Genomic DNA, 20,928 nt, shown 5'->3' with positions numbered 1-20,928 from the left:
GAATCATTAATTTAAACCAACAACCATGGAAATCAATATTCAACTAAAATCATTAGCCGATAAAATCAATCAGCTAAAAAACAAAATTGAAACAGAAGAATCTACCAAACATGCTTTTGTTTTGCCGTTTATACACGTTCTCGGATATGACGCTTTTAATCCGCTTGAAGTAGTCCCTGAATTCACGGCAGATTTAGGTTTGAAAAAAGGAGAAAAGGTAGATTATGCTATTTTTCAGAACGGAGAACCAATCATTATTGTAGAATGTAAAAGCTGGAAAGAAAAACTAACCATTCATAATTCGCAGTTATTCCGTTACTTTCATGTTACCAAGACCCGATTTGCGCTTTTAACAAACGGAATCAATTATCAGTTTTTTACTGATTTGGATGCTCCGAATAAAATGGATGAAAAACCATTTTTGGAATTTGACATCACCAATCTTAAAGAAAATACGATTAATGAAATTACCAAATTCCACAAATCTAATTTCAATGTAGATAACATTGTAAGTAATGCCAGCTCTTTAAAATACATTAAAGAAATTAAGAAACAAATCAATGCTGAACTTGAAAATCCTTCGAATGATTTTACCCGGTTTTTTGCCAATAAAGTATATACAGGAAGACTGACTGAAAAGGTAGTCGATGAATTTAAAGACTTAGTTCAGAAATCACTAAATCAATTTATCAGCGAAAAAATTAATGACCGTCTTAATGCGGCACTTACAAAGGAAACAATCAAACAACAGGACGAAGAAATTGTAACTATTGAAGAAGAAAATAAAATCATTACAACTGAAGAAGAACTTGAAGGTTTCAGAATTGTGGTTGCAATCTTAAGACGAAAACTTCCAACAAACAGAATTGTTCACCGTGATACACAATCTTATTTTGGAATCCTCCTGGATGATAACAATCGTAAACCTTTATGCAGATTACATTTAAATGGAGGGAAAAAGTATATTAGTTTATTCAATCAAAATAAAAGCGAAACCAAATTATCAATCTCATGCATTGACGATATTTATGAATTTGAAAAGGAATTATTAGAAACAGCAGCACTTTACGAAACTGAATAAATTATTCATTTAACATTAAATAATAATTTAAGTTTGATCTTCTAAAATGTATTGCTTATGCTAAAAAACTACTTAATATTATTTATTGTACTTGCAACACTTTCCTGTAAAAAAGCATCTGCTCCGCCTCCACCACAAATTAATTCCTTTTACAAAAAAGTAATTACCGCTGACGACCGCAAAACAATTACACCCGAAGAAGCCAAAACGTATCATGTTGATAAAACCTATCAATATGAATACAGAACAGGATATTCCCAACATTATGAATACAATTATGATGTAAAAGGAATAAACGCAAAAGGTGATTCGGTTTTTGGTAATATAAATGTTGAAGGAAAATACGGTGCCGGAATTTTAATCAACGACAGCCTTGGAGAAATTGAAATCAATACTGAATGGATTGCTTATGGAAAATTAAAAGCCATTGATAAAAAAAGAAATGAATATCATTTAATTGTCAAATAAATAACGCCTCGAATGAAATATCGTTTATTATTACTCCTGCTGTTTGTTTCGCTTTCTTCTTTTCAGCCTTTAGAGAACAATGTGTATATATGTGGTCCAACCGGTGCAAAAAAATATCATTATAAGGAAAACTGCCGGGGATTAACTGCCTGCAGGCATGAAATTACAAAAGTCACTATTAAACAGGCACAAGCTTATGGTCTTACACTTTGTGGTTGGGAAGATTAAATTTGTGCTGTTTTTATATCTATGCTTTTGCACTTCTTAAATCTTTTTTCAACCTGCCAACCAAATCTGATTACTAATTCTATTCTCTAAAAAGTATTACTTTACCTTCACAGGACATTCCCCAGTCCTGCGCTTCTTTATCTATGTTCCAATACCAATAATTTTGTCCCTCTTCAAATCCGCGTCCAATCATTACGGAGTCTATCCAGATATTCAAAGTAGTAAAGACAATCAGAAAGCCAATTAGTATATTGTATGAGAAACGAATCCATTTTGGTCTGCTCATTTTTCTGATGAGGTTTTTTACACCTGCGTGGATGATAAAAAGAGCTAAACTCCAAATCACAACATTTAGTAAAACTCCTGAAATGCTGTAAAAATATTCCATAGAACTTCCTAATGATTTTTGTTTAAATACAAATGGGCTGCCATAATAATCCGGAAACATTTCGGGACCTTCACAATGGTATTCAATACCAATTGCTAGTGACAAAACGAGTCCTAAAGCTATATAAGGAATAATTAGGTATTTCATTTTCTGGCTTTTCAATCATTTATCTATGAATCAATATTCACTGAAATAATAAATTTAATTCAGCTCAATATCCATTCTTCGCAACAAACCATCCTGAACAACAAAAATATGTTTTACAACACCATTAAACATTTCATTTCCCTGCAAATCAAGTACAATTTGAAGAATTGCAACCTCAACTGTTCCGTTTGCTCTCTCAATTATTTCAACAGGCTCAACATTTGGATTTATTTCCGCCCATTGTCTTGTCCAGTATTTTCGAATTTCCTCATGACCTTGAATGTAACCACCTTCAAAAGCTTTTGGCCATTCTACATCCGGATGGAAAGTCGAAAGTGCCGTATCAATATCTCTGGTATTAAAAGCTGAATATGCTTTTTTTATTAAATTTTGAATCTGATGGTCCATATTTTTAGTTTTTATTTTATTGTCAACACATTACTGACACTAAATTATGTTTTTTATTTATACACCGGTTTTTTAAATAAAAACAGCCTCATTTAAATTCTTCAAATGAGGCTGTTTTTATCGTTATTTTTTCAATATTATTTTTTGAAAAATTTAAAAATCTTTATCTTATTCATTTAAAAAAAACAGATTCAAATCAGTAAAGATAAGTATGATCAATTTTCACTATTCCTTTATGAATTTACTGTTTAGTTCGTTGATTCTGTAAACATACACTCCAGATTGCAGAGCCGAAACATCTAATTTTATAAAATCTTCTTTTTCATTAGAGATATTTTTTTCTAAAACTAATTTCCCAGTAGTAGAATAAATCTTTATGTCAGTATTTTCCGTTTTATTTGAAGGATTTGTAACGTTTAATATATCTTTTACAGGATTAGGATAAGCAATAGATTTTTTTGAAAGCATATTTGCCTGATTTGTTCCTAAAGTCCCTGTCAATGCGTAAACATCTTTTGCAGTAAAATAGGAATTGGAAACTGAATACCCCTTTTCAGTTATTAATTTATAATTATTGGATACTGTTTTCACTATTAAGGCTTCATTTTTATCTCCTAATTCTTGCAGAACAGTTCCGTTTTGATTTAAGAGTCTCATTTTATAGGTTCCAGATGAATTTGAACTGGTTACAAGTAAGAATTCAATAAGATTATCAGAATTAAATAACTTATCACTGAATAAATAAAGGTTGTTTACTGAATATCCTGCATCGACAGGCAGATTTATGGTCGCAAAAACGGTATGACTATCAGTATATATTTTCAAAACATTATTTTCATCAAACGCATAATGATAAGAACCTGTTTCTGTATTAAAAAAATAGGTTTGATCCCCACCTTCGTCTTGGGCAATTGTGTAGGATTGTTCGAAAGTTACTTGTGAAAAGGAAACACTGCTCATTAAAAGCAAAGCTGTAATAGTAAAGTTTTTAATCATTGATTTAGTTTTAATTATTTATTAAGTTATTGGTAATATTTATATTTATAATCTGGTGCTCGTTTGCAACGCGGTTCATTTACCACAATGGCTCAAATGAAACATTACAAGTATTATCTTCTTCGTAATTTCTATAACTGCTGTTAATATAATCAAATTCGTGAAAACAATTTGAGCCTCAACAGGAACTTAATTAAATCTGTTTTTTGTAATTATTAATAAGTTCAATAATTTGTTTGGGAGATTTTTCAAGCCAATTTAAATTTATCGTTTTTGTTAATGAACTGGTTTCTAAAATAAGATAGTTTCCTTTCGTATCATTTTTATCGTTCTCAATTCTGAAACTATTTATTTCTGTCCAGTTATATGTTGTAAGGTTTTTGCCTTCACTAATTTCAATAGATTCATTTGTTAAAATGATAATTGGTTTATTTTTGATTAGTTGAAATGAGTTTTTATACAAAACATAAATAAGATAAAGATTTATGAGTATGTATGCGTACTTCAAGAATGGTTTATCGTCAAACTTATCTGAAAAGTAAACGAAATAATTTGTAATTATAAGTGTAACGAAAAGAACCAAAATGATTCCTTTCAGGAAAGTTTTTGAATATCTAATTTCTATTCTTGTCATAATTATATTTTATGTTTATGATGACTACTTGTCTTAGTTAGCCGTGTTGCAAACGCTACCAACATTCTTTTAATTTATGCAGGTACTCGTTGCAAACTAGCATCCGATTAAGTTAATGGCGTTACCTATTACATTAAATCTTGAATATTATGAAGAGCTTGGTTTAAATTTAAATATTCCCCATTCAATCTCTTTTCCTCAATACTATGTTCGGCAATTAATTCATCTTCATTATTACAATTTTCAAATTTTAATGCTTTTGGATGATTATAATTAAAGAGAAATTGAAAATATTCTTCAAAATTCTCTTTACTTTTTGTAAGAATAATATACTCGGACACTATTTGAATATATTCTGCAATTGATTCGTCAAGTTTTGTTTCAACAGATCTTAGATTATTAGCTTTATCATAATGTTTCTGATAATTATCTTTGTACTCTTCAGTATCATTCCTTTGTTTCGCTAATCTGTATGCTCGTATGTAATATTGTTTTTGTGTTTTAAACATTGCCAAATCTTTAATAATTTGAGCAATTAAATAAGTTTTGGCTTTTGCTTTTGAAATGAGCTCTTGCTTTTTGAGCTTACTTTCTTTTTTGGATTTCCACAGCTCAATTAAAAACTGGGTTAGTAAAGTCAATCCGGCTCCAATTAGAAGTGGAATTAAAACATTCCATATTGAATTATCGCTTGAGTTTTCGGTTAATTTATTAACTAATTTGTCAAATGATTTATTTACTACTTCTAACTTCGATTGTCCCATTTTGTTCTTTTGATTTGCAATTAACTCTAATTTGTTATACCAGCCATAAAATGGCTCCAATCCACAATTTAAGTGAGGTCTGTCATTTAAAACATACCAAATATTATTTCAGCTAATATAACAATCTTATTATTACAAAATCATCTCACTCCCAAATCACAAACAAAAAAACCTCCCGAAAACTTACTTTCCGGGAGGTTCAATCCTACAACTATTAATAAAAAAAATGATATTATTTCCAGCCGCCGCCTAAGTCTTTGTAGACATAAACTGCTGCGTTGAGCTGTTCTTTTTTGGTATCTATCAATTCTAATTTTGATTCTAAAGCGTCACGCTGTGTCATCAAAACTTCAAAATAATCTACTCTTGCTGATTTAAACAAGTCATTCGAAACTTCGATCGATTTATTTAAGGCATCAACCTGTTGTGATTTTAAATCGTAACTTTTCTGTAAATTATCAATTTTAGAAAGCTGATTCGAAACTTCCAGATACGCATTCAAAATCGTACGGTCGTAATTGTACAATGCCTGAAGCTGTCTCGCATTAGCACTTGAAAACTCTGCTTTGATAGCGTTTCTGTTAATCAGCGGTGCCGCTAAATCTCCTGCCAGCGAGTACAAAATAGATTCCGGAAACGTAAATAAATAAGATGGTTTAAAGGCCTGCACACCAAAAGCTGCCGAAATATCAAGCGAAGGATAGAATTCGGCACGGGCTACTTTTACATCTAATTTGGCAGCAACCAATTCTAATTCGGCTTGTTTGACATCAGGACGGTTCATCAGTAACTGAGACGGAATTCCGGAGTTTACTTCTGCAGGCAATAAGGTCAAAAAGTTACTGTTGGTTCTCTTCACTTCCTGCGGATATCTTCCCAATAAGAAATTGATTTTATTCTCGTTCTCCTTAATTTTCTGAAGAATATCAAACTCTAAACTTTTTGAAGTCAAAACCTCAGCCTGAAACTTCTGAACACCAAGTTCCGTTGCTCTGGCAGCCTGTTTTTGAATTTTTACGATTTCTAAAGCATTTGTCTGCAATTCGATTGTTTGTTTTACAATATCCAGCTGACTGTCTAAAGCCAATAATTCGTAATAGGAATCGGCTACCTCAGCAATCAGGTTGGTAATCACAAAGTTTTTGCCTTCTACAGTTGCCAGATAACGGTTTACTGCCGCTTTTTTAGAATTGCGTAGTTTTTTCCAAATGTCTACTTCCCAGTTGGCGTAAGCAGCAATAGTAAAATCACCCAGCGGATCCGGAGTTTCTATACCCGGTTTTATTTCTGTTGTAGCATCACCCGCACCCTGACTGGTGTAACGTCCTACTTTTTCTACTCCCGCTCCTGCACGTATACCAGCAGACGGCAGTAAAAGGCCTTTTTTAACACGGATATCATTTTTTGCAATTTCGATTTCCTGCAGTGTAATATTTAACTCCTGATTGTTTTTTAAGGCTGCATCAATTAAGTCAATCAGATTTTGATCCTTAAAAAATGTTCTCCATTTCATGGAAGCCGTATTGACTGTATCCAGTGTTTTAACTGTTCCAAAAGATTCCGGAACAGGCGTGCTTACAGTTGCAGTCTCGGCTACAGGGGCTTTACAGCCCACTGCAGCAAGACAAAGACTTAACGCAATACTATATTGATATGCTTTGAATTTATACATGATTATTGTCAATTTCTTCAGTTAATGGATTTTCTTCTTCATGTTTCACCAGTTTATACTTCTCGGCAATTCTTCCAAAAATGTAATACAGTCCCGGGATCACAAATACCCCGCAAATGGTTCCGATAAGCATTCCTCCTGCTGCAGCGGTACCAATGGTTCTGTTTCCAATTTTACCCGGACCGGTGGCAAAAGCAAGCGGCAATAATCCGGCGATAAAAGCAAACGAAGTCATCAAAATAGGACGGAAACGTGCTTTTGAGCCTTCCATAGCAGCTTCCAGAACCGATTTCCCAGCAGCATGTCTTTGAATAGCAAACTCTACAATCAGTACAGCATTTTTACCTAATAGACCAATAAGCATTACCATGGCAACCTGAGCATAAATGTTGTTTTCTAATCCGGTTAGTTTCAACAGAAGGAAAGCGCCAAAAATACCCGCAGGCAACGAAAGAATTACTGATAATGGCAGAATAAAACTTTCGTATTGCGCTGCTAAAACCAAATACACGAATCCTAAACAGATCAGGAATACCCAAATCGCCTGATTCCCCTGCGCTACCTCATCGGCAGAAATACCTGCCCAGTCAATATCATACCCTCTTGGCAGTTTTTTGGCAGCCACTTCCTGAATCACCTTAATCGCCGTTCCGGAACTATATCCCATAGCCGGACCACCACTGATTTCTGTAGAAGTGTACATATTGTGTCTTGTAATTTCTGAAAGACCGTACACTTTTTCCAGTTTCATAAAGGCAGAAAAAGGTACCATTTCGTCACGGTCATTTTTTACATACAGTTTTAAAATATCATCCGGCTGCGCTCGATATTCAGGTGCGGCCTGAACGATTACTTTATAGTTGATTCCGTATTTAATGAAACTAATTTCGTAGTTACTTCCCACAAGCGTTGACAACGTGTTCATCGCATTTTCGATAGAAACTCCCTTTTGCTGTGCCAGATCATTATCGACTTTCATCATGTACTGAGGGAAACTCGCACTAAAGAAACTGAAGACGTTGGTTAATTCTGGACGTTTGTTCAGCTCCTCAACAAATTCTTTATTGACTTCTTCCAGTTTTTTAAAATCACTTGTACCTGTTTTGTCCAGTAAACGAAGCTCAAATCCTCCCGCTGCTCCATATCCGGGAACTGCCGGCGGCTGGAAAAATTCGATATTAGCACCCGGAATGTCTTTCGACTTTTCTTCCAGTTCAATCATAATTTCCTGTACAGACTGCTTTCTGTCGTTCCAGTCTTTCAGGTTGATCAGACAGGTTCCTGCGTTTGCTCCCGTACCTTCCGTCAAAATTTCATATCCTGCCAGTGAAGAAACTGATTTTACTCCTTCTATTCCTTCAGCAATTTTCTGTAATTTCTCCGCAATATTATTGGTTCTTTCCAAAGAGGAACCTGGTGGAGTCTGAATAATAGCATAAAACATTCCCTGATCCTCATTCGGAATAAATCCGGAAGGAACAGTGCTGCTGATTAACCAGGTTCCAGCACAAAAACCTAAAAGTGCCACAACCGTAACGACTCTTCTGTTTACAATTTTTGCCAGTACATTTTGATATTTGCCCTGAGCCAGATTAAACTTGTTGTTGAAACCATCAATGAATCTGTTCACCGGTGTTTTCTTCTTCGGTTTACCGTGATTATTTTTCAGCATCATCGCACAAAGCGCCGGCGTTAAAGTCAAAGCCACAATACCCGAAAGTATAATAGCGGTTGCCATCGTAATCGAGAACTGTCGGTAGAAAACCCCCACAGGTCCGGACATAAACGCTACCGGAATAAATACTGCCGCCATTAAGAAAGTGATTGCAACAATGGCCCCCGCAATTTCATGCATCGCTTTCTTTGTTGCTTTAAATGGCGACAGATGTTCTTCTTCCATCTTGGCGTGAACGGCTTCGATCACTACAATCGCATCATCGACGACGACTCCAATCGCTAATACCAATGCGAATAACGTAATTAAGTTTAGTGAAATATCGAAGAAAGTCATGAACACAAATGTTCCAATCAGCGAAACCGGTACCGCAATTGCCGGAATTACCGTAGAACGCCAGTCACCTAAGAAAAGGAATACCACTAATCCTACCAGAATAAAGGCTTCAACCAAAGTGTGAATTACTTTTTCGATAGAAGCATCGAGGAATTTAGAAACGTCATACGAGATTTCATAATCCATTCCTTTTGGAAATTTGGTTTTGATTTTTTCCAGTTTGGCTTTTACATCTTCAATAACCTGATTGGCGTTACTTCCAAAAGATTGTTTCAATACAATGGCTGCAGATGGTTTTCCGTTCAAATTGGAATAAATATCATACATCGAGCTTCCAAATTCTACAGTGGCAATATCTTTTAAACGTAAAAGTTCTCCATTAGGATTAGATCTTACTACAATATTACCGTATTGCTCCTTGGTTGTAAAACGTCCGGAATACTTTAATACATATTCGAAAGCCTGAGAGCGTTTACCGGAACTTTCACCTGTTTTACCTGGAGAAGCTTCAAGACTCTGACTTGATAATGCTTCCATCACCTCTTCAGCAGAAATTTTATACGCCAGCATTCGGTCCGGTTTCAGCCAGATACGCATGGCATATTCACGTGTTCCTAAAATATCTCCCGATCCTACACCGTTAACCCTTTTCAATTCTGACAGTATATTGATATCTGCATAATTGTAAAGGAACTTCATGTCGGTATTTTTATCGTTGCTGTAAAGGTTTACATACATCAACATACTTGGCACTTCACGGGTAATTTTAACACCTTCTCTAACTACCAGCGGTGGTAATTTATTCGTAACAGAGGCTACACGATTCTGAACGTTAATAGCTGCCTGATTCGGATCTGTACCTAAATTGAATACCACCTGAATACTCGCTTCTCCGTCATTTCCGGCATCAGAAGTCATATATTTCATTCCCGGAACACCGTTTAAGGCTCTTTCCAGCGGAATAATAACCGATTTGATCATCAACTCTCCATTCGATCCCGGATAATCTGCTGTAATGTTAACCATCGGAGGAGAAATCGAAGGGAATTGGGTAATCGGTAAACTTATTACCGACAATATCCCTAAAAAGACAATGACAAGCGATATTACAATCGACAGTACAGGTCTTTGTATAAATTTATTAAACATCTGTTTCTTTTTTTAATGATTGGACTAAAGAGAAAGTTTAAAATTTGTTTCAGGTTTCAAGTTTCAGGTTTGCTCCGCTAATTCACCTAAAAGCCTCGTGTCAGGTTTCCGTATAAAACTTGAAACCTGAAACCTGAAACGAAAAAGCTACTCCGCTTTTAATCGTAAATTGTTGATTACCTTTTGCGGAGCGATATAACCATAATTGATTTTATCATCTTCTTTTACTTTCTGAACACCTTCAAGCAAAATTTTATCATTTTCAGAAAGCCCGCTGTTTATCACATATAAATCGGGGATTTCACCTGTAATCGTAATTTCTTTTGAACTAACCTTATTGTTTTTACCTACAATAAAAACATATTTTTTATCCTGAATTTCATAGGTCGCTTTTTGCGGAATCACAATAGCATTTTTCAACGGAACCAGCATCTGAATTTTTCCGGTTTCACCGTTTCTAAGTAATTTTCCGTTATTGGCAAACCTTGCTCTGAAAGCAATATTTCCAGTTTCATTATCAAATTCACTTTCAATAAGTTCTACTTTTCCTTTGTATTTAAAAGATTCGCCATTAGCCAGAAGTAGGTTTACATTATTCCCGGCACGATCTTTTACATTAGTCTGATATTGAAGATATTCCGGTTCAGAAACATTAAAATAAGCAAACATCTGAGAGTTGTCTGAAAGACTTGTCATCAATTCGCCTTCATCAATAAGACTTCCTAATTTTAGCGGAATACGGTCAATCGTTCCGTCAAACGGAGCTCTGATTTCTGTAAATGATAAATGCAGTTTTGCCAGTGCAACCTCAGCTTTTGCAGATTGTAATTTTGCCTGTGCAACACTTAATTCGTTTCTGGAAACAATGTTTTTATCTGCAAGTGTTTTAGCGTTTAGAACTTCTATTTCTGCAGATTTTTGTTCTGCCTGCGCTTTCAGTAATTCTGCCTGATACATGTTCGGCATAATTCTGAACAATAACTGGCCGGCTTTTACGAACTGACCTTCATCAACATAAATATTTTGTAAAAACCCTTTTTCCTGGGCACGGATTTCGATGTTTCGTACAGAACGGATCTGCGAAACATACTCTTTGGTAAACGAAGTGTCAATTTTTACAGGATTGGTTACTGTAAATTTTTCTGCTTCCTCTTTTTCTTCTTTTTTAGATGTACAACTGGTTAGGCACACCAGGGCAATTAAGCCTGTGAGAACAATTCTTTTCATGATTTAAGTATGGAAATTAAGCGATTGAATGCCGGGAATACATAGATTCCCTTAAAAGTAAAAGCACCAGTAACCATAGTCAGAACAGAACTGTCCCATGTAAGAAGTAAAAAAAATATACATCTATGAGATATGAAAGATCATAACCCAGGCAACTGATGTATAGGATTTATCAGATTCTTAAAACGCGTTGCGTAATATAAATAGGATTTGAATAGCCACAAAATGGCACAAAGAATTTGAAATGACTGTGATAATTAACCGTAATCTGATCTGAGAATGTCAGATACCAATTATCAAGCAGACTGTAATTTGGAGTAAAAACTTTATTTATTACACCATTTTTAACGGCATCGCCTGAATATTCTTCATCTAAATCCAGGTCGGCTTCTTCAATTATAGAAGTTCCCTGCTCATGAGTGATATACTTTATGCGATGTTTGTGCTCATATCTCTGAGCTGAAGAATTTTGATGTGTTCCGGCACTACTATATTGCCCTCCGCCAAGCAGAAGGAAATTCATGAAGACCAGAAATACAATTATTCTTCTCATATTGGTTGCGAAAGTAAGCAAAGAATTGAAAGAAAAAAATAAATTTTAATAAGGTTTAACAACTAAAACCAAACGAAAACGTTTTCAATGGCTCATTACAAATTTAACAATTCGATTTTCAGATTTAATTTGTAAAAAATAGAAGACTTTTTATTTCAAAATAAATTCGTTGTCATTTTTTAATGACTGGTTATCATTTAAATAACCTGGATCAAAAATTTATTTCTTCTTTTCACCCTATTTTTGAGCCAAACAAGTTCTCTTACAAAAGAAATATTTCTATATTCGTTTACACAAATATCAATTAACCCCAAATTAGTTTTTATGAAAAACATTTTACTTACTTTATTTTTTATGGCGGCCAGTTCAGTATGGTCACAATCTGCAACTGCTTATTTTGATAAGGCTATGAAAAAAGCTGAAGCAGGAAACACAAAAGGAGCTATTGCAGACTACACAAAAGCAATCAGCATGAATTCAAAATTTGTAGAAGCTTATCAAAACAGAGGTGTTGCCAAATTCAAACTGAACGATTTACAGGGAGCTTTAGCCGATTTTAGCAAAACCATCGAATTAGACAACATGAATGCTGATGCTTTTACCGGCAGAGCCAATGTGAATTACAAATTATTAAATTATCCAGATGTAATAAAAGATTGCTCTTATTCTATTATGTTAAATCCTAAAGATTACGTTGCTTACAACCTTAGAGCTTTGGCCTATAACAAATCCGGCGACAAGAAAAATTGCTGTAAAGATTTCTCTAAAGCAATAGAGTTAGGCAGCCAGAGCGCTATCAAAAACAAAGCTACTTTCTGTAAATAAAATAAAATTAAACAAGTCATAAGCAATCTGTAGAATTTAGGTTTTACAGATTGTTTTTTTTGTTAAAAAGAGTCTATATTCAAGCTAAAAGATATTATTACATTTGCACAAAATAATGATAAATGGCTCTTTTAAGAAAAATAAATAACAACGCCCAAACCGATCAAAATTCCGGTTTTGGCACCAATGCAAACAGTTACGGCGGAAGATTCGTAAACAAGAACGGAACTCCGAATATCGAAAAAAGAGGCATGCATTTGTTACGTAGAATCAGCTGGTACCATACCATGATCGATATGCCCAACTGGAAATTCATGCTGATTCTGTTTACATTTTATATCGTTATCAATTTTGTTTTTGCAGTTGCCTATTATGCTATCGGAATTGAACATCTTGACGGAATTGAACAATCGCAAAGTATATGGACGCAGTTTGGTCAGGCTTATTTCTTTAGTGCTCAAACTTTTACAACGGTTGGTTACGGACATATTAGTCCAACAGGATTTGTTACCAGTGCCCTTTCTTCTGCAGAAGCCTTAATCGGACTTTTGAGTTTTGCTATTGCTACCGGTTTGTTTTTTGGAAGATTCAGTAAACCAACTGCTTTTTTAAAATTTTCTCACAATGCTTTAATTTCTCCTTACAGGAACGGCAAAGGTTTGATGATTCGGCTTGTTCCTTTTAAAAACACCAATTTTACAGATGCTAAAGCAAAAGTAACACTAGGAATGACGGTAGAAGAAAACGGAATAATGACCAATAAATTTTACAATCTGGACTTAGAACTGGACAGGATTAATGCCCTTTCGCTAAGCTGGACATTAGTTCATCCCATTACAGAAAATAGTCCGATGTATAATTTTACCGAAGAAGATTTTAGAAAAATTCATGGTGAAATTCTCGTATTCATTACCACTTTTGATGATATGTTCAGCAATACCGTTGCTGCCAGGACTTCGTATACGTTTAATGAAATTACATATGGAGCCAAATTCAAAACCATGTACAACCGAAGCAAAGACGGCTCAAAAACAATTTTACATTTAGATTTATTAAACAGCTTCGAACGAATAACTTTTTAATACTTATCATTTTAATTAGGTTTTAAATGTTATCTCAGATTTTATTCTACATTTGTTCATCCAAATACAAAAAATGATAAACAATATAAAGACCGTTTTCAGCATAAAAGACCTGGAAAACTTATCCGGAATAAAAGCACATACTATTCGCATATGGGAAAAAAGATATAATGTACTTGAACCTATGCGAACTGATACCAATATTCGTCTTTACAATTTAGCCAGTCTGCAAAAATTGCTAAATATTACATTGCTTCATGAATACGGGTACAAAATATCTAAAATAGCTACTTTTCCCGAAGAAAAAATTCCACAGTTGGTTCGTGAAATTATTTCCATTAAAAATTCACAGAACTTCTCCATCAATTCCTTCAAGATGTCTATGATGAATTTTGATCAGGAAATTTTTTTCAACACGTTTGACTGGTTAATTTCTGAAAAATCATTTCAGCAGGTTTTTAAGGAACATTTTCTGCCTCTGTTGAAAGAATTAGGACTTTTATGGCAATCACAAACCATAAGTCCGGCAAATGAACATTTCATGAGTCATTTGATCAAACAAAAAATATTAATTTATACAGAAGGGCTTCAAATTCTGAAACCTACCAAAACAGATAAAGTTTTTGTACTCTCGTTACCGTTAAATGAGATTCATCAAATAGGGTTACTGTATCTTCAATATGAAATTTTACTTCAAGGATACAAAACTATTTATTTAGGTGAGAGTATGCCTATTGAAAACCTGGAAGACCTTACCAAACATTTCAACAGGATCACTTTTGTTACCTTTATGACAGTACAACCTGACCGCAGCGTTGTCAATCAGTATGTAAAAACAATGGAACAAAAATTACTTTTAAAAAGCAATGAAATCTGGCTAATTGGAAAAATGACAGAACATATTGACCGAAAAAACTTATCTGAAAGAACACTGGTATTCGACTCAATGGAAGAAACCATTCAAAGAATATAAGTTTTGTTTAAAGTTTTTGTACATTTGTTAAACAAATGAAAAAAACAATCTCCATATTAGGTTCCGGATTCTCTGCCTTAGCTGCTTCATGCTATCTGGCGCAACAAGGACATGCGGTAACTGTTTATGAAAAAAACGATTCAATTGGAGGCAGGGCAAGACAATTTAAAAGTAATGGTTTTACCTTTGACATGGGACCAAGCTGGTATTGGATGCCCGATGTTTTCGAACGCTTTTTTCAGGATTTCGATAAAAAACAATCGGATTATTATGAGCTCGTAAAGCTAAATCCGGCTTATCGGGTTTACTTCGGAATGAATGATTTCATCAATATTCATGACAATCTTGAAGCAATTAAATCTACTTTCGAAAACCTTGAAAAAGGAAGTGGACAAAAGCTCCAGAGTTTTATCAATCAGGCCAAAAGTAATTATGATATTGCCATAAAAGATTTGGTATATCGCCCCGGAGTTTCGCCTTTGGAACTAATTACACCAAAAACGATTTTAAAACTCAATCAGTTTCTCAGCAATGTCAGTTCGGATATCCGAAAAGAATTCAAAAACGAAAGATTAATTCAAATTCTGGAATTCCCGGTCCTTTTTTTAGGTGCTAAACCTTCTAAGACACCTTCTTTCTATAATTTTATGAATTACGCCGATTTTGGTTTAGGCACCTGGCATCCCAAAACCGGAATGTTTGATGTGGTCCTCGGGATCGAAAAATTAGCTTTAGAATTAGGAGTGACAATCAAAACCAACTCCCCGATTGAAAAAATAATTGTAGAAAACAAAACGGCAACAGGAATTATAATTGACGGAAAAATAATTCAGTCTGATATCGTTTTGAGCGGTGCGGATTACCAGCATACCGAAACTTTACTCGAAAAAAAACATCGTGCTTATTCAAATAAATATTGGGAGAACCGTGTTTTTGCACCTTCTTCCCTCCTCTTTTTTATAGGTTTTGATAAAAAAATAGAAAACATTACACATCATGCTTTATTTTTTGATGTCGATTTTGATCAGCATGCAAAAGATATTTATGACATTCCAAAATGGCCTGAAGCACCATTATTTTATGCTAATTTTCCATCAAAAACAGATAAAACTGCTGCACCTGAAGGAATGGAAACCGGCTTTTTTTTAATTCCGTTAGCACCCGGAATAAATGACAGTGAAGCACTTAGAGAAGAATATTTTGAAAAAATTATCACTCGTTTTGAGCAGCTTACACAACAAAAAATTAAAAATAATATTATCTTTAAGAGATCATTCTGTAAAAACGATTTTGTAACTGATTACAATGCGTACAAAGGAAATGCTTACGGAATGGCTAATACTTTGTTACAAACCGCTTTTTTAAGGCCAAAACTAAAAAGCAAAAAAGTTCGTAACTTATATTTTACAGGACAACTAACTGTTCCTGGCCCAGGGGTTCCGCCTGCTTTAATTTCAGGAAAACTGGTTGCTGAGTTAATTCAAAAATCACTTAGATCTTAAAAAATGAAATCACTATTCGATACCGTTTCTTTCAAATGCAGTAAGCTGGTCACCAAAAATTACAGCACCTCTTTTTCGCTTGCCGTACACATGCTGGCACCAAGTATTCGCGATGCTATTTACAGCATTTACGGTTTTGTACGCTTTGCTGATGAAATCGTCGATTCTTTTCATGACTACGAAAAGGAATACCTTATCGAAGATTTCGAAAAAGAATATTACAAAGCAATGCAGTTAGGAATTAGTCTCAACCCTATTCTTAATTCTTTTCAGCATACGGTAAAACAATACAACATAACAGACGATTTAATTCAGGCTTTTTTAAAAAGTATGAAACTCGATCTGATCAAATCAACTTACAATACACAAGGCGAATACGAAGATTACATTTACGGATCCGCAGATGTGGTAGGTTTAATGTGTCTTAAAGTTTTTGTAAAAGGCAATAATCAAAAATATGAACAGCTAAAAACTGAAGCCATGCGCTTAGGATCGGCTTTCCAGAAAGTAAATTTCCTACGGGATCTAAAGGACGATAATTTGGTTTTAAACCGAAATTATTTTCCCGGTGTAGATTTGAATTCATTCGATGAAAACACAAAAACCACCATCATAAACGAAATCGAAGAAGATTTCAGAGTGGCGTATCAGGGAATCGTAAAACTGCCTATCGAAGCAAAATTTGGTGTTTACACTGCTTTTGTCTATTACAAAAAACTATTAAAAAAGCTTAAAAACACACCCTGCTCCGAAATTGGAAATGCAAGAATCCGGGTTTCAAATTACACTAAAGCGGGGCTTCTGGCTCAATCTTTTGTAACCTACAAACTAAAATTAGTCTAAAATTTATTTCAAAATATAAAGTAAAATGATTTCTTTTCTAATCTTTTTAGGTGTCTTTCTGTTCATGGAATGTGTTACCTGGCTTACGCACAAGTACATCATGCATGGGCTAATGTGGTACTTTCACGCAGACCATCACCAGCCAAAATACGAACATACTTTTGAACGCAACGATATCTTTTTTGTCATTTTCGCCATTCCGAGTATTGTGCTGTTTTATTTTGGCGTTCAGGGCGGTTTCAATTATTTGTTTTTTGTCGCTTGTGGTATTACAACGTATGGCTTTTGTTATTTCATGATCCATGACGTTTTAATTCATCAGCGTTTTAAATGGTTCAAAAACACCAAAAACAGATATCTTATCGGCCTTCGAAAAGCCCATAAAATTCACCACAAACATTTAGGAAAAGAACACGGAGAATGTTTCGGAATGTTATTCGTCCCTTTCAAGTATTATAAAATGTAAAATGATTTGGGCGTTACCCAAGGGTCGGGCTTTCCGTTCCCGCTTCCCGATAAAAAATCGGGAGAGCTCCACTGCAAACGAAGTTCACTGAACTCCTTTGAATTAATTATTAGCCAGTGAAGTAATCCCTAACGCAAACGTAACCAAGAACTATTCGCAATAAATATTTCATGAAAATATATAAAATAGAAACCGTTCAACATCTTAACGCTACTATTGAAGAATGCTGGGACTTTTTTTCAAGTCCAAAAAACCTTCAGACAATTACACCCAATGATATGAGTTTCGAAATTCAGGATTTTGATGGAAAGCGCATGTATCCCGGACAAATTATAACCTACACTTTGAAACCTTTGTTCGGAATTAAAATCAATTGGGTAACCATCATTACCGTTTCTCAGGAAAACCAATATTTCATAGACGAACAGCGTTTTGGACCTTACGCTTTATGGCACCACAAACACTTTTTTGAGCCGGCAGAAAATGGCGGAACAAAAATGACAGACATTGTTCATTATGCCATCCCTTTTGGATTTCTGGGACGAATTATGAATAAATTAGTTGTAAATAAAAAGATCAATGGCATCTTTGATTTTCGTCGTACCAAAATCGAGGAATTGTTCAATTCAAAAGTATAATGAAGCAAAAAATTTCCTTTTTCTGGTTCCGACGTGATTTGCGTTTAGAAGACAATACAGGTTTGTTTCACGCCTTGCAATCTGATTTTCCTGTGATTCCGCTTTTCATTTTTGATGAGGATATTCTGGACAATCTTCCTAAAGAGGATCCCAGAGTCAATTTTATTTATGATTCACTTGAAAAAATAAACAAGGAACTTAAAACAATTGATTCCTCACTTTTAATCAAAAAAGGAAAAACATTTGAAGTATGGAATTCGCTTATTGCCGAATTCGACATTCAAAATGTTTTTTTTAATAAAGATTACGAACCGTATGCCATCAAACGGGATCTGGCCATTAGTAAAATATTAAAGCAAAATAATATCGAATCGTTTTCTTTCAAAGATCATGTAATTTTTGAAGAAAAAGAAATCACAAAAGCGGACGGACTTCCGTACACGATTTACACGCCCTACAAAAACAAATGGCTGGAGAAATATCATCTTTCCGGGCAAGCACCTGAATATGACACAAAACCATTCTTTAGCAATCTTGCAAAAACACAATTTCCATTTCCTGAATTGTCCAAAATTGGTTTTGAGAGAAATACCATAAAAGTACTTCCTCATAACTTAACGCAGATTGGGAATTATAAGGAAATTCGGGATTTTCCTGCTTTGGATGGAACTTCTTATTTGTCTCCGCATTTGCGTTTTGGAACGGTAAGTATCCGAAAATTGGTGAACTGGGCGAATCGTAAAAACCAGACTTTTTTAAGCGAACTGATCTGGAGAGAATTTTTTATTCAGATTTTGTTCAGCTTTCCGAAATGTGTCAATCATAATTTCAAGCCGGCTTATGATGGAATCCAATGGCGTAATAATGAAGATGATTTCAAGCGCTGGTGTTCCGGGACTACCGGATATCCAATGGTTGATGCAGGAATGAGACAACTCAATGAAACCGGTTACATGCACAATCGTGTGCGTATGGTGGTGGCGAGTTTTTTATGCAAACATCTACTGATTAACTGGCAATGGGGAGAAGCGTATTTTGCAGAAAAATTATTAGATTTTGAATTGGCCTCTAATGTAGGCAACTGGCAATGGGCTGCCGGAACTGGCTGTGATGCTGCACCATATTTCAGGGTTTTTAATCCGGAAATTCAACTGAAGAAATTCGACGAAAAAGGAATCTACATCCGCAAATGGATTCCTGAATTCGATTTGGGCTATAATGAGCCGATGGTTGATCATGCTTTTGCGAGAGATCGGGCTATTGCTACTTATAAAGCGGGGATTATTAAGTAACATTGCCGCACTTGTCGCTGTTGCGGACTTCGAAGACGGGTATTTTCGGCTGAACGGAAATACGAATTGAAAACGATAATTCCACTAAATTCCGCAATAGCCACAAACGTGTGTTACCTAAAGTTGCTTTAGCACTAATCTCGGCTAATTAAATCAATTCTTGCAATTATTTTTTCAATTGAATTAACTTGTAAATCATAATGACTATTTTCTAAACTATTAAGATTTTGGAGTAATAGGTTAGCATCATAATAAGAATTAATAATTAGTTCATCTTTATGACTAGTTTGATTATATTCAAAAAGATTATTATTTGGGGAAAGAAAATTATTGTAAAAAAATATGAGATTTGCTTCAATACCTACTATTATACGTAAACTATCTTTATTATAAGTAAAAATTTTAGTTAGATTTGCTTGTAAGTTATCAATTGATAAAGATTTAGTTTTAATTGAATTATAAAATTTTTGATGCAAAACTTTTAAATATATAAGCGTTACAAAAAGCAACGGGAATAATTGTCGATTATCTCGACAAGTTTTCAATACAGCTGAAACGTGTGCAAATATTTTTTCTTGTTGGCGAAGAGTTACAGACTCATTATTAAACAGATAATAGCATATTCTTAAAAAAGTGTCTTTATCGTTACCAATCATCTGTGAGTGTTTTTCTTCAAAAAACTCGGCAAAGTTATAATATTGATATAAATATTCCGAAAACGTTTTACCATCTGGCGCAGGTAAAGAATATTCAATGTCAATAAATCTACGGAGATATTCTTCCGAATCAATATTGTCATTACCATAAACTCCTTTTATCGCAAACTCTAATTGTTCTTTATCAATTGACAAAACAAATACAATATTTGGAACAGAGAAAAAATGTTTTATTTGTTCTAAAAGTGAAACAGCATAATTTGGGCGACATCTATCAAGTTCATCAATTATAAAGACTAATGGTTTGTCATCATTGACTGTATTTGCTACAAACTGTGACAAATAAGTTTTAAATTCTATGATGCTTTCTTTTCTATGTAAATATTCATCAACTTCATTTTTAAAAATATCCTTTACTTGATCAGTTATATTAATTAAGCTTTCTTTTAAATTTTTAGTATCGATGTATTTTTCAATTAATGATTTTACCAATATAGGTAAGATATGTTTACTAATAATTAATCCTTTTTCAAGAACATTATTAAATACAGATTCAGTGTGCGGTTTTACAATAGGTTTTAATTCACCTAACAGAGCTGTTAAGGCGTTATCTTCAAAATCATTTTCCCAAGCATTAAAATTGATTGTTTGAAAGTCTTGATTTTCTAAATGGTATTGCCACATTTTTACAAATGTAGTTTTTCCTGTTCCCCATTTATTATTTAAAGACATTACAAAACCTTGATTATTATTTATAACAACTTCAGTTAATACTTCAGCGTAAATTTTACGATTTAGTTTACAATTTTTAAACGGCGATTCTTTTTCAATTCCTATTTCGTGTTTCATTTTTGCTTATCAATTTATGATTTTCTTGTCATTTCTGGTAACTTTCCCGCGCTATAAGCAGTTTGGAACTAGATTA

The 20,928-nt window shown here is 34.2% G+C and carries 21 protein-coding genes; 11 read left to right on the top strand and 10 right to left on the bottom strand.

Translation table 11 applies throughout. From position 1 onward, the window contains the following. Positions 1 to 25 precede the first annotated feature (25 nt). The 3 genes from DMB68_RS17920 to DMB68_RS17910 are packed head-to-tail and all read left to right on the top strand — an operon-like array spanning position 26 to position 1,777. Complete coding sequence (locus tag DMB68_RS17920) at positions 26 to 1,081, top strand: type I restriction endonuclease (RefSeq protein ID WP_110347994.1); 1,056 nt, start codon at positions 26 to 28, stop codon at positions 1,079 to 1,081. A 57-nt stretch (positions 1,082 to 1,138) separates the two neighbouring features. After that, on the top strand, positions 1,139 to 1,549 hold the full coding sequence (locus DMB68_RS17915) for a single stranded DNA-binding domain-containing protein (RefSeq protein WP_110347993.1): 411 nt from the start codon (positions 1,139 to 1,141) through the stop codon (positions 1,547 to 1,549). Between the two features lie 12 nt (positions 1,550 to 1,561). Then, on the top strand, positions 1,562 to 1,777 hold the full coding sequence (locus DMB68_RS17910) for a hypothetical protein (protein WP_110347992.1): 216 nt from the start codon (positions 1,562 to 1,564) through the stop codon (positions 1,775 to 1,777). A gap of 79 nt (positions 1,778 to 1,856) precedes the next feature. On the opposite strand, the gene DMB68_RS17905 is transcribed toward DMB68_RS17910, so the two are convergent. The 9 genes from DMB68_RS17905 to DMB68_RS17860 form a co-directional block, all read right to left on the bottom strand. Beyond that, complete coding sequence (locus DMB68_RS17905) at positions 1,857 to 2,312, bottom strand: hypothetical protein (protein ID WP_110347991.1); 456 nt, start codon at positions 2,310 to 2,312, stop codon at positions 1,857 to 1,859. Positions 2,313 to 2,366: 54 nt separating this feature from the next. After that, positions 2,367 to 2,720: a nuclear transport factor 2 family protein gene (locus DMB68_RS17900; protein WP_110347990.1), complete on the bottom strand. Its 354-nt coding sequence runs from the start codon at positions 2,718 to 2,720 to the stop codon at positions 2,367 to 2,369. Positions 2,721 to 2,945: 225 nt separating this feature from the next. Next, positions 2,946 to 3,716 carry a T9SS type A sorting domain-containing protein gene (locus DMB68_RS17895; RefSeq protein ID WP_110347989.1) on the bottom strand — a complete coding sequence of 257 codons (771 nt, stop codon included), beginning with the start codon at positions 3,714 to 3,716 and terminating at the stop codon, positions 2,946 to 2,948. Positions 3,717 to 3,909: 193 nt separating this feature from the next. Next, on the bottom strand, positions 3,910 to 4,350 hold the full coding sequence (locus DMB68_RS17885) for a hypothetical protein (protein WP_110347988.1): 441 nt from the start codon (positions 4,348 to 4,350) through the stop codon (positions 3,910 to 3,912). 128 nt (positions 4,351 to 4,478) lie between these two features. Beyond that, positions 4,479 to 5,174, bottom strand: coding sequence for a hypothetical protein (locus DMB68_RS17880; protein ID WP_110347987.1), 696 nt, complete (start codon positions 5,172 to 5,174; stop codon positions 4,479 to 4,481). 172 nt (positions 5,175 to 5,346) lie between these two features. Continuing rightward, complete coding sequence (locus tag DMB68_RS17875; protein WP_110347986.1) at positions 5,347 to 6,786, bottom strand: TolC family protein; 1,440 nt, start codon at positions 6,784 to 6,786, stop codon at positions 5,347 to 5,349. Then, entirely contained in the window at positions 6,779 to 9,946 is a 3,168-nt protein-coding gene (locus tag DMB68_RS17870) for an efflux RND transporter permease subunit (RefSeq protein WP_110347985.1), read from the bottom strand. Before DMB68_RS17870 ends, DMB68_RS17875 begins: the two co-directional genes overlap by 8 nt. Positions 9,947 to 10,093: 147 nt before the next feature. Beyond that, complete coding sequence (locus DMB68_RS17865; RefSeq protein ID WP_196783709.1) at positions 10,094 to 11,173, bottom strand: efflux RND transporter periplasmic adaptor subunit; 1,080 nt, start codon at positions 11,171 to 11,173, stop codon at positions 10,094 to 10,096. A gap of 172 nt (positions 11,174 to 11,345) precedes the next feature. Then, positions 11,346 to 11,726 carry a hypothetical protein gene (locus DMB68_RS17860; protein ID WP_110347983.1) on the bottom strand — a complete coding sequence of 127 codons (381 nt, stop codon included), beginning with the start codon at positions 11,724 to 11,726 and terminating at the stop codon, positions 11,346 to 11,348. Positions 11,727 to 12,050: 324 nt separating this feature from the next. Here DMB68_RS17860 and DMB68_RS17855 point away from each other — a divergent pair, with 324 nt between their 5' ends. The 8 genes from DMB68_RS17855 (at position 12,051) to DMB68_RS17820 (ending at position 19,347) form a co-directional block, all read left to right on the top strand. Continuing rightward, positions 12,051 to 12,551, top strand: a complete 501-nt coding sequence (locus DMB68_RS17855; RefSeq protein WP_110347982.1) for a tetratricopeptide repeat protein — start codon at positions 12,051 to 12,053, stop codon at positions 12,549 to 12,551. Between the two features lie 122 nt (positions 12,552 to 12,673). Beyond that, positions 12,674 to 13,633: an ion channel gene (locus DMB68_RS17850; protein WP_110347981.1), complete on the top strand. Its 960-nt coding sequence runs from the start codon at positions 12,674 to 12,676 to the stop codon at positions 13,631 to 13,633. 73 nt (positions 13,634 to 13,706) lie between these two features. Continuing rightward, positions 13,707 to 14,606: a MerR family transcriptional regulator gene (locus tag DMB68_RS17845; protein ID WP_110347980.1), complete on the top strand. Its 900-nt coding sequence runs from the start codon at positions 13,707 to 13,709 to the stop codon at positions 14,604 to 14,606. Positions 14,607 to 14,641: 35 nt separating this feature from the next. Next, positions 14,642 to 16,108, top strand: a complete 1,467-nt coding sequence (locus tag DMB68_RS17840; RefSeq protein WP_110347979.1) for a phytoene desaturase family protein — start codon at positions 14,642 to 14,644, stop codon at positions 16,106 to 16,108. Positions 16,109 to 16,111: 3 nt separating this feature from the next. Then, the gene (locus DMB68_RS17835; RefSeq protein ID WP_110347978.1) at positions 16,112 to 16,951 is read left to right on the top strand and encodes a phytoene/squalene synthase family protein; all 840 of its coding nucleotides are present in this window, start codon (positions 16,112 to 16,114) and stop codon (positions 16,949 to 16,951) included. 25 nt (positions 16,952 to 16,976) lie between these two features. After that, positions 16,977 to 17,417, top strand: coding sequence for a sterol desaturase family protein (locus tag DMB68_RS17830; protein WP_110347977.1), 441 nt, complete (start codon positions 16,977 to 16,979; stop codon positions 17,415 to 17,417). Between the two features lie 170 nt (positions 17,418 to 17,587). Further along, positions 17,588 to 18,055 (top strand): SRPBCC family protein, encoded by a 468-nt coding sequence (locus tag DMB68_RS17825; protein ID WP_110347976.1) that lies wholly within the window; start codon positions 17,588 to 17,590, stop codon positions 18,053 to 18,055. Further along, a complete protein-coding gene (locus DMB68_RS17820; RefSeq protein WP_110347975.1) occupies positions 18,052 to 19,347 on the top strand; it encodes a cryptochrome/photolyase family protein in 1,296 nt (431 codons plus the stop codon). The genes DMB68_RS17825 and DMB68_RS17820 overlap by 4 nt, the downstream gene beginning before the upstream one ends. A gap of 134 nt (positions 19,348 to 19,481) precedes the next feature. Here DMB68_RS17820 and DMB68_RS17815 read toward each other — a convergent pair whose 3' ends face one another. Next, positions 19,482 to 20,852, bottom strand: coding sequence for a KAP family P-loop NTPase fold protein (locus tag DMB68_RS17815; RefSeq protein ID WP_110347974.1), 1,371 nt, complete (start codon positions 20,850 to 20,852; stop codon positions 19,482 to 19,484). Between the last annotated feature and the right edge of the window lie 76 nt (positions 20,853 to 20,928).

The sequence above is a fragment of the Flavobacterium hydrophilum genome, assembly GCF_003202405.1.
Classification (GTDB): Bacteria; Bacteroidota; Bacteroidia; order Flavobacteriales; family Flavobacteriaceae; genus Flavobacterium; species Flavobacterium hydrophilum.
The sequence above is the reverse complement of the archived record's forward strand: the minus strand, read 5'-3'. Positions and strand labels throughout refer to the sequence as shown.

Coding starts and splice junctions, on each gene's coding strand:
- DMB68_RS17860 (WP_110347983.1), bottom strand. CDS start 11,726: ATGAGAAGAATAATTGTATTTCTGGTCTTCATGAATTTCCTTCTGCTT.
- DMB68_RS17835 (WP_110347978.1), top strand. CDS start 16,112: ATGAAATCACTATTCGATACCGTTTCTTTCAAATGCAGTAAGCTGGTC.
- DMB68_RS17895 (WP_110347989.1), bottom strand. CDS start 3,716: ATGATTAAAAACTTTACTATTACAGCTTTGCTTTTAATGAGCAGTGTT.
- DMB68_RS17845 (WP_110347980.1), top strand. CDS start 13,707: ATGATAAACAATATAAAGACCGTTTTCAGCATAAAAGACCTGGAAAAC.
- DMB68_RS17855 (WP_110347982.1), top strand. CDS start 12,051: ATGAAAAACATTTTACTTACTTTATTTTTTATGGCGGCCAGTTCAGTA.
- DMB68_RS17865 (WP_196783709.1), bottom strand. CDS start 11,173: ATGAAAAGAATTGTTCTCACAGGCTTAATTGCCCTGGTGTGCCTAACC.
- DMB68_RS17905 (WP_110347991.1), bottom strand. CDS start 2,312: ATGAAATACCTAATTATTCCTTATATAGCTTTAGGACTCGTTTTGTCA.
- DMB68_RS17815 (WP_110347974.1), bottom strand. CDS start 20,852: ATGAAACACGAAATAGGAATTGAAAAAGAATCGCCGTTTAAAAATTGT.
- DMB68_RS17920 (WP_110347994.1), top strand. CDS start 26: ATGGAAATCAATATTCAACTAAAATCATTAGCCGATAAAATCAATCAG.
- DMB68_RS17825 (WP_110347976.1), top strand. CDS start 17,588: ATGAAAATATATAAAATAGAAACCGTTCAACATCTTAACGCTACTATT.
- DMB68_RS17840 (WP_110347979.1), top strand. CDS start 14,642: ATGAAAAAAACAATCTCCATATTAGGTTCCGGATTCTCTGCCTTAGCT.
- DMB68_RS17900 (WP_110347990.1), bottom strand. CDS start 2,720: ATGGACCATCAGATTCAAAATTTAATAAAAAAAGCATATTCAGCTTTT.
- DMB68_RS17830 (WP_110347977.1), top strand. CDS start 16,977: ATGATTTCTTTTCTAATCTTTTTAGGTGTCTTTCTGTTCATGGAATGT.
- DMB68_RS17850 (WP_110347981.1), top strand. CDS start 12,674: ATGGCTCTTTTAAGAAAAATAAATAACAACGCCCAAACCGATCAAAAT.
- DMB68_RS17910 (WP_110347992.1), top strand. CDS start 1,562: ATGAAATATCGTTTATTATTACTCCTGCTGTTTGTTTCGCTTTCTTCT.
- DMB68_RS17870 (WP_110347985.1), bottom strand. CDS start 9,946: ATGTTTAATAAATTTATACAAAGACCTGTACTGTCGATTGTAATATCG.
- DMB68_RS17875 (WP_110347986.1), bottom strand. CDS start 6,786: ATGTATAAATTCAAAGCATATCAATATAGTATTGCGTTAAGTCTTTGT.
- DMB68_RS17915 (WP_110347993.1), top strand. CDS start 1,139: ATGCTAAAAAACTACTTAATATTATTTATTGTACTTGCAACACTTTCC.
- DMB68_RS17885 (WP_110347988.1), bottom strand. CDS start 4,350: ATGACAAGAATAGAAATTAGATATTCAAAAACTTTCCTGAAAGGAATC.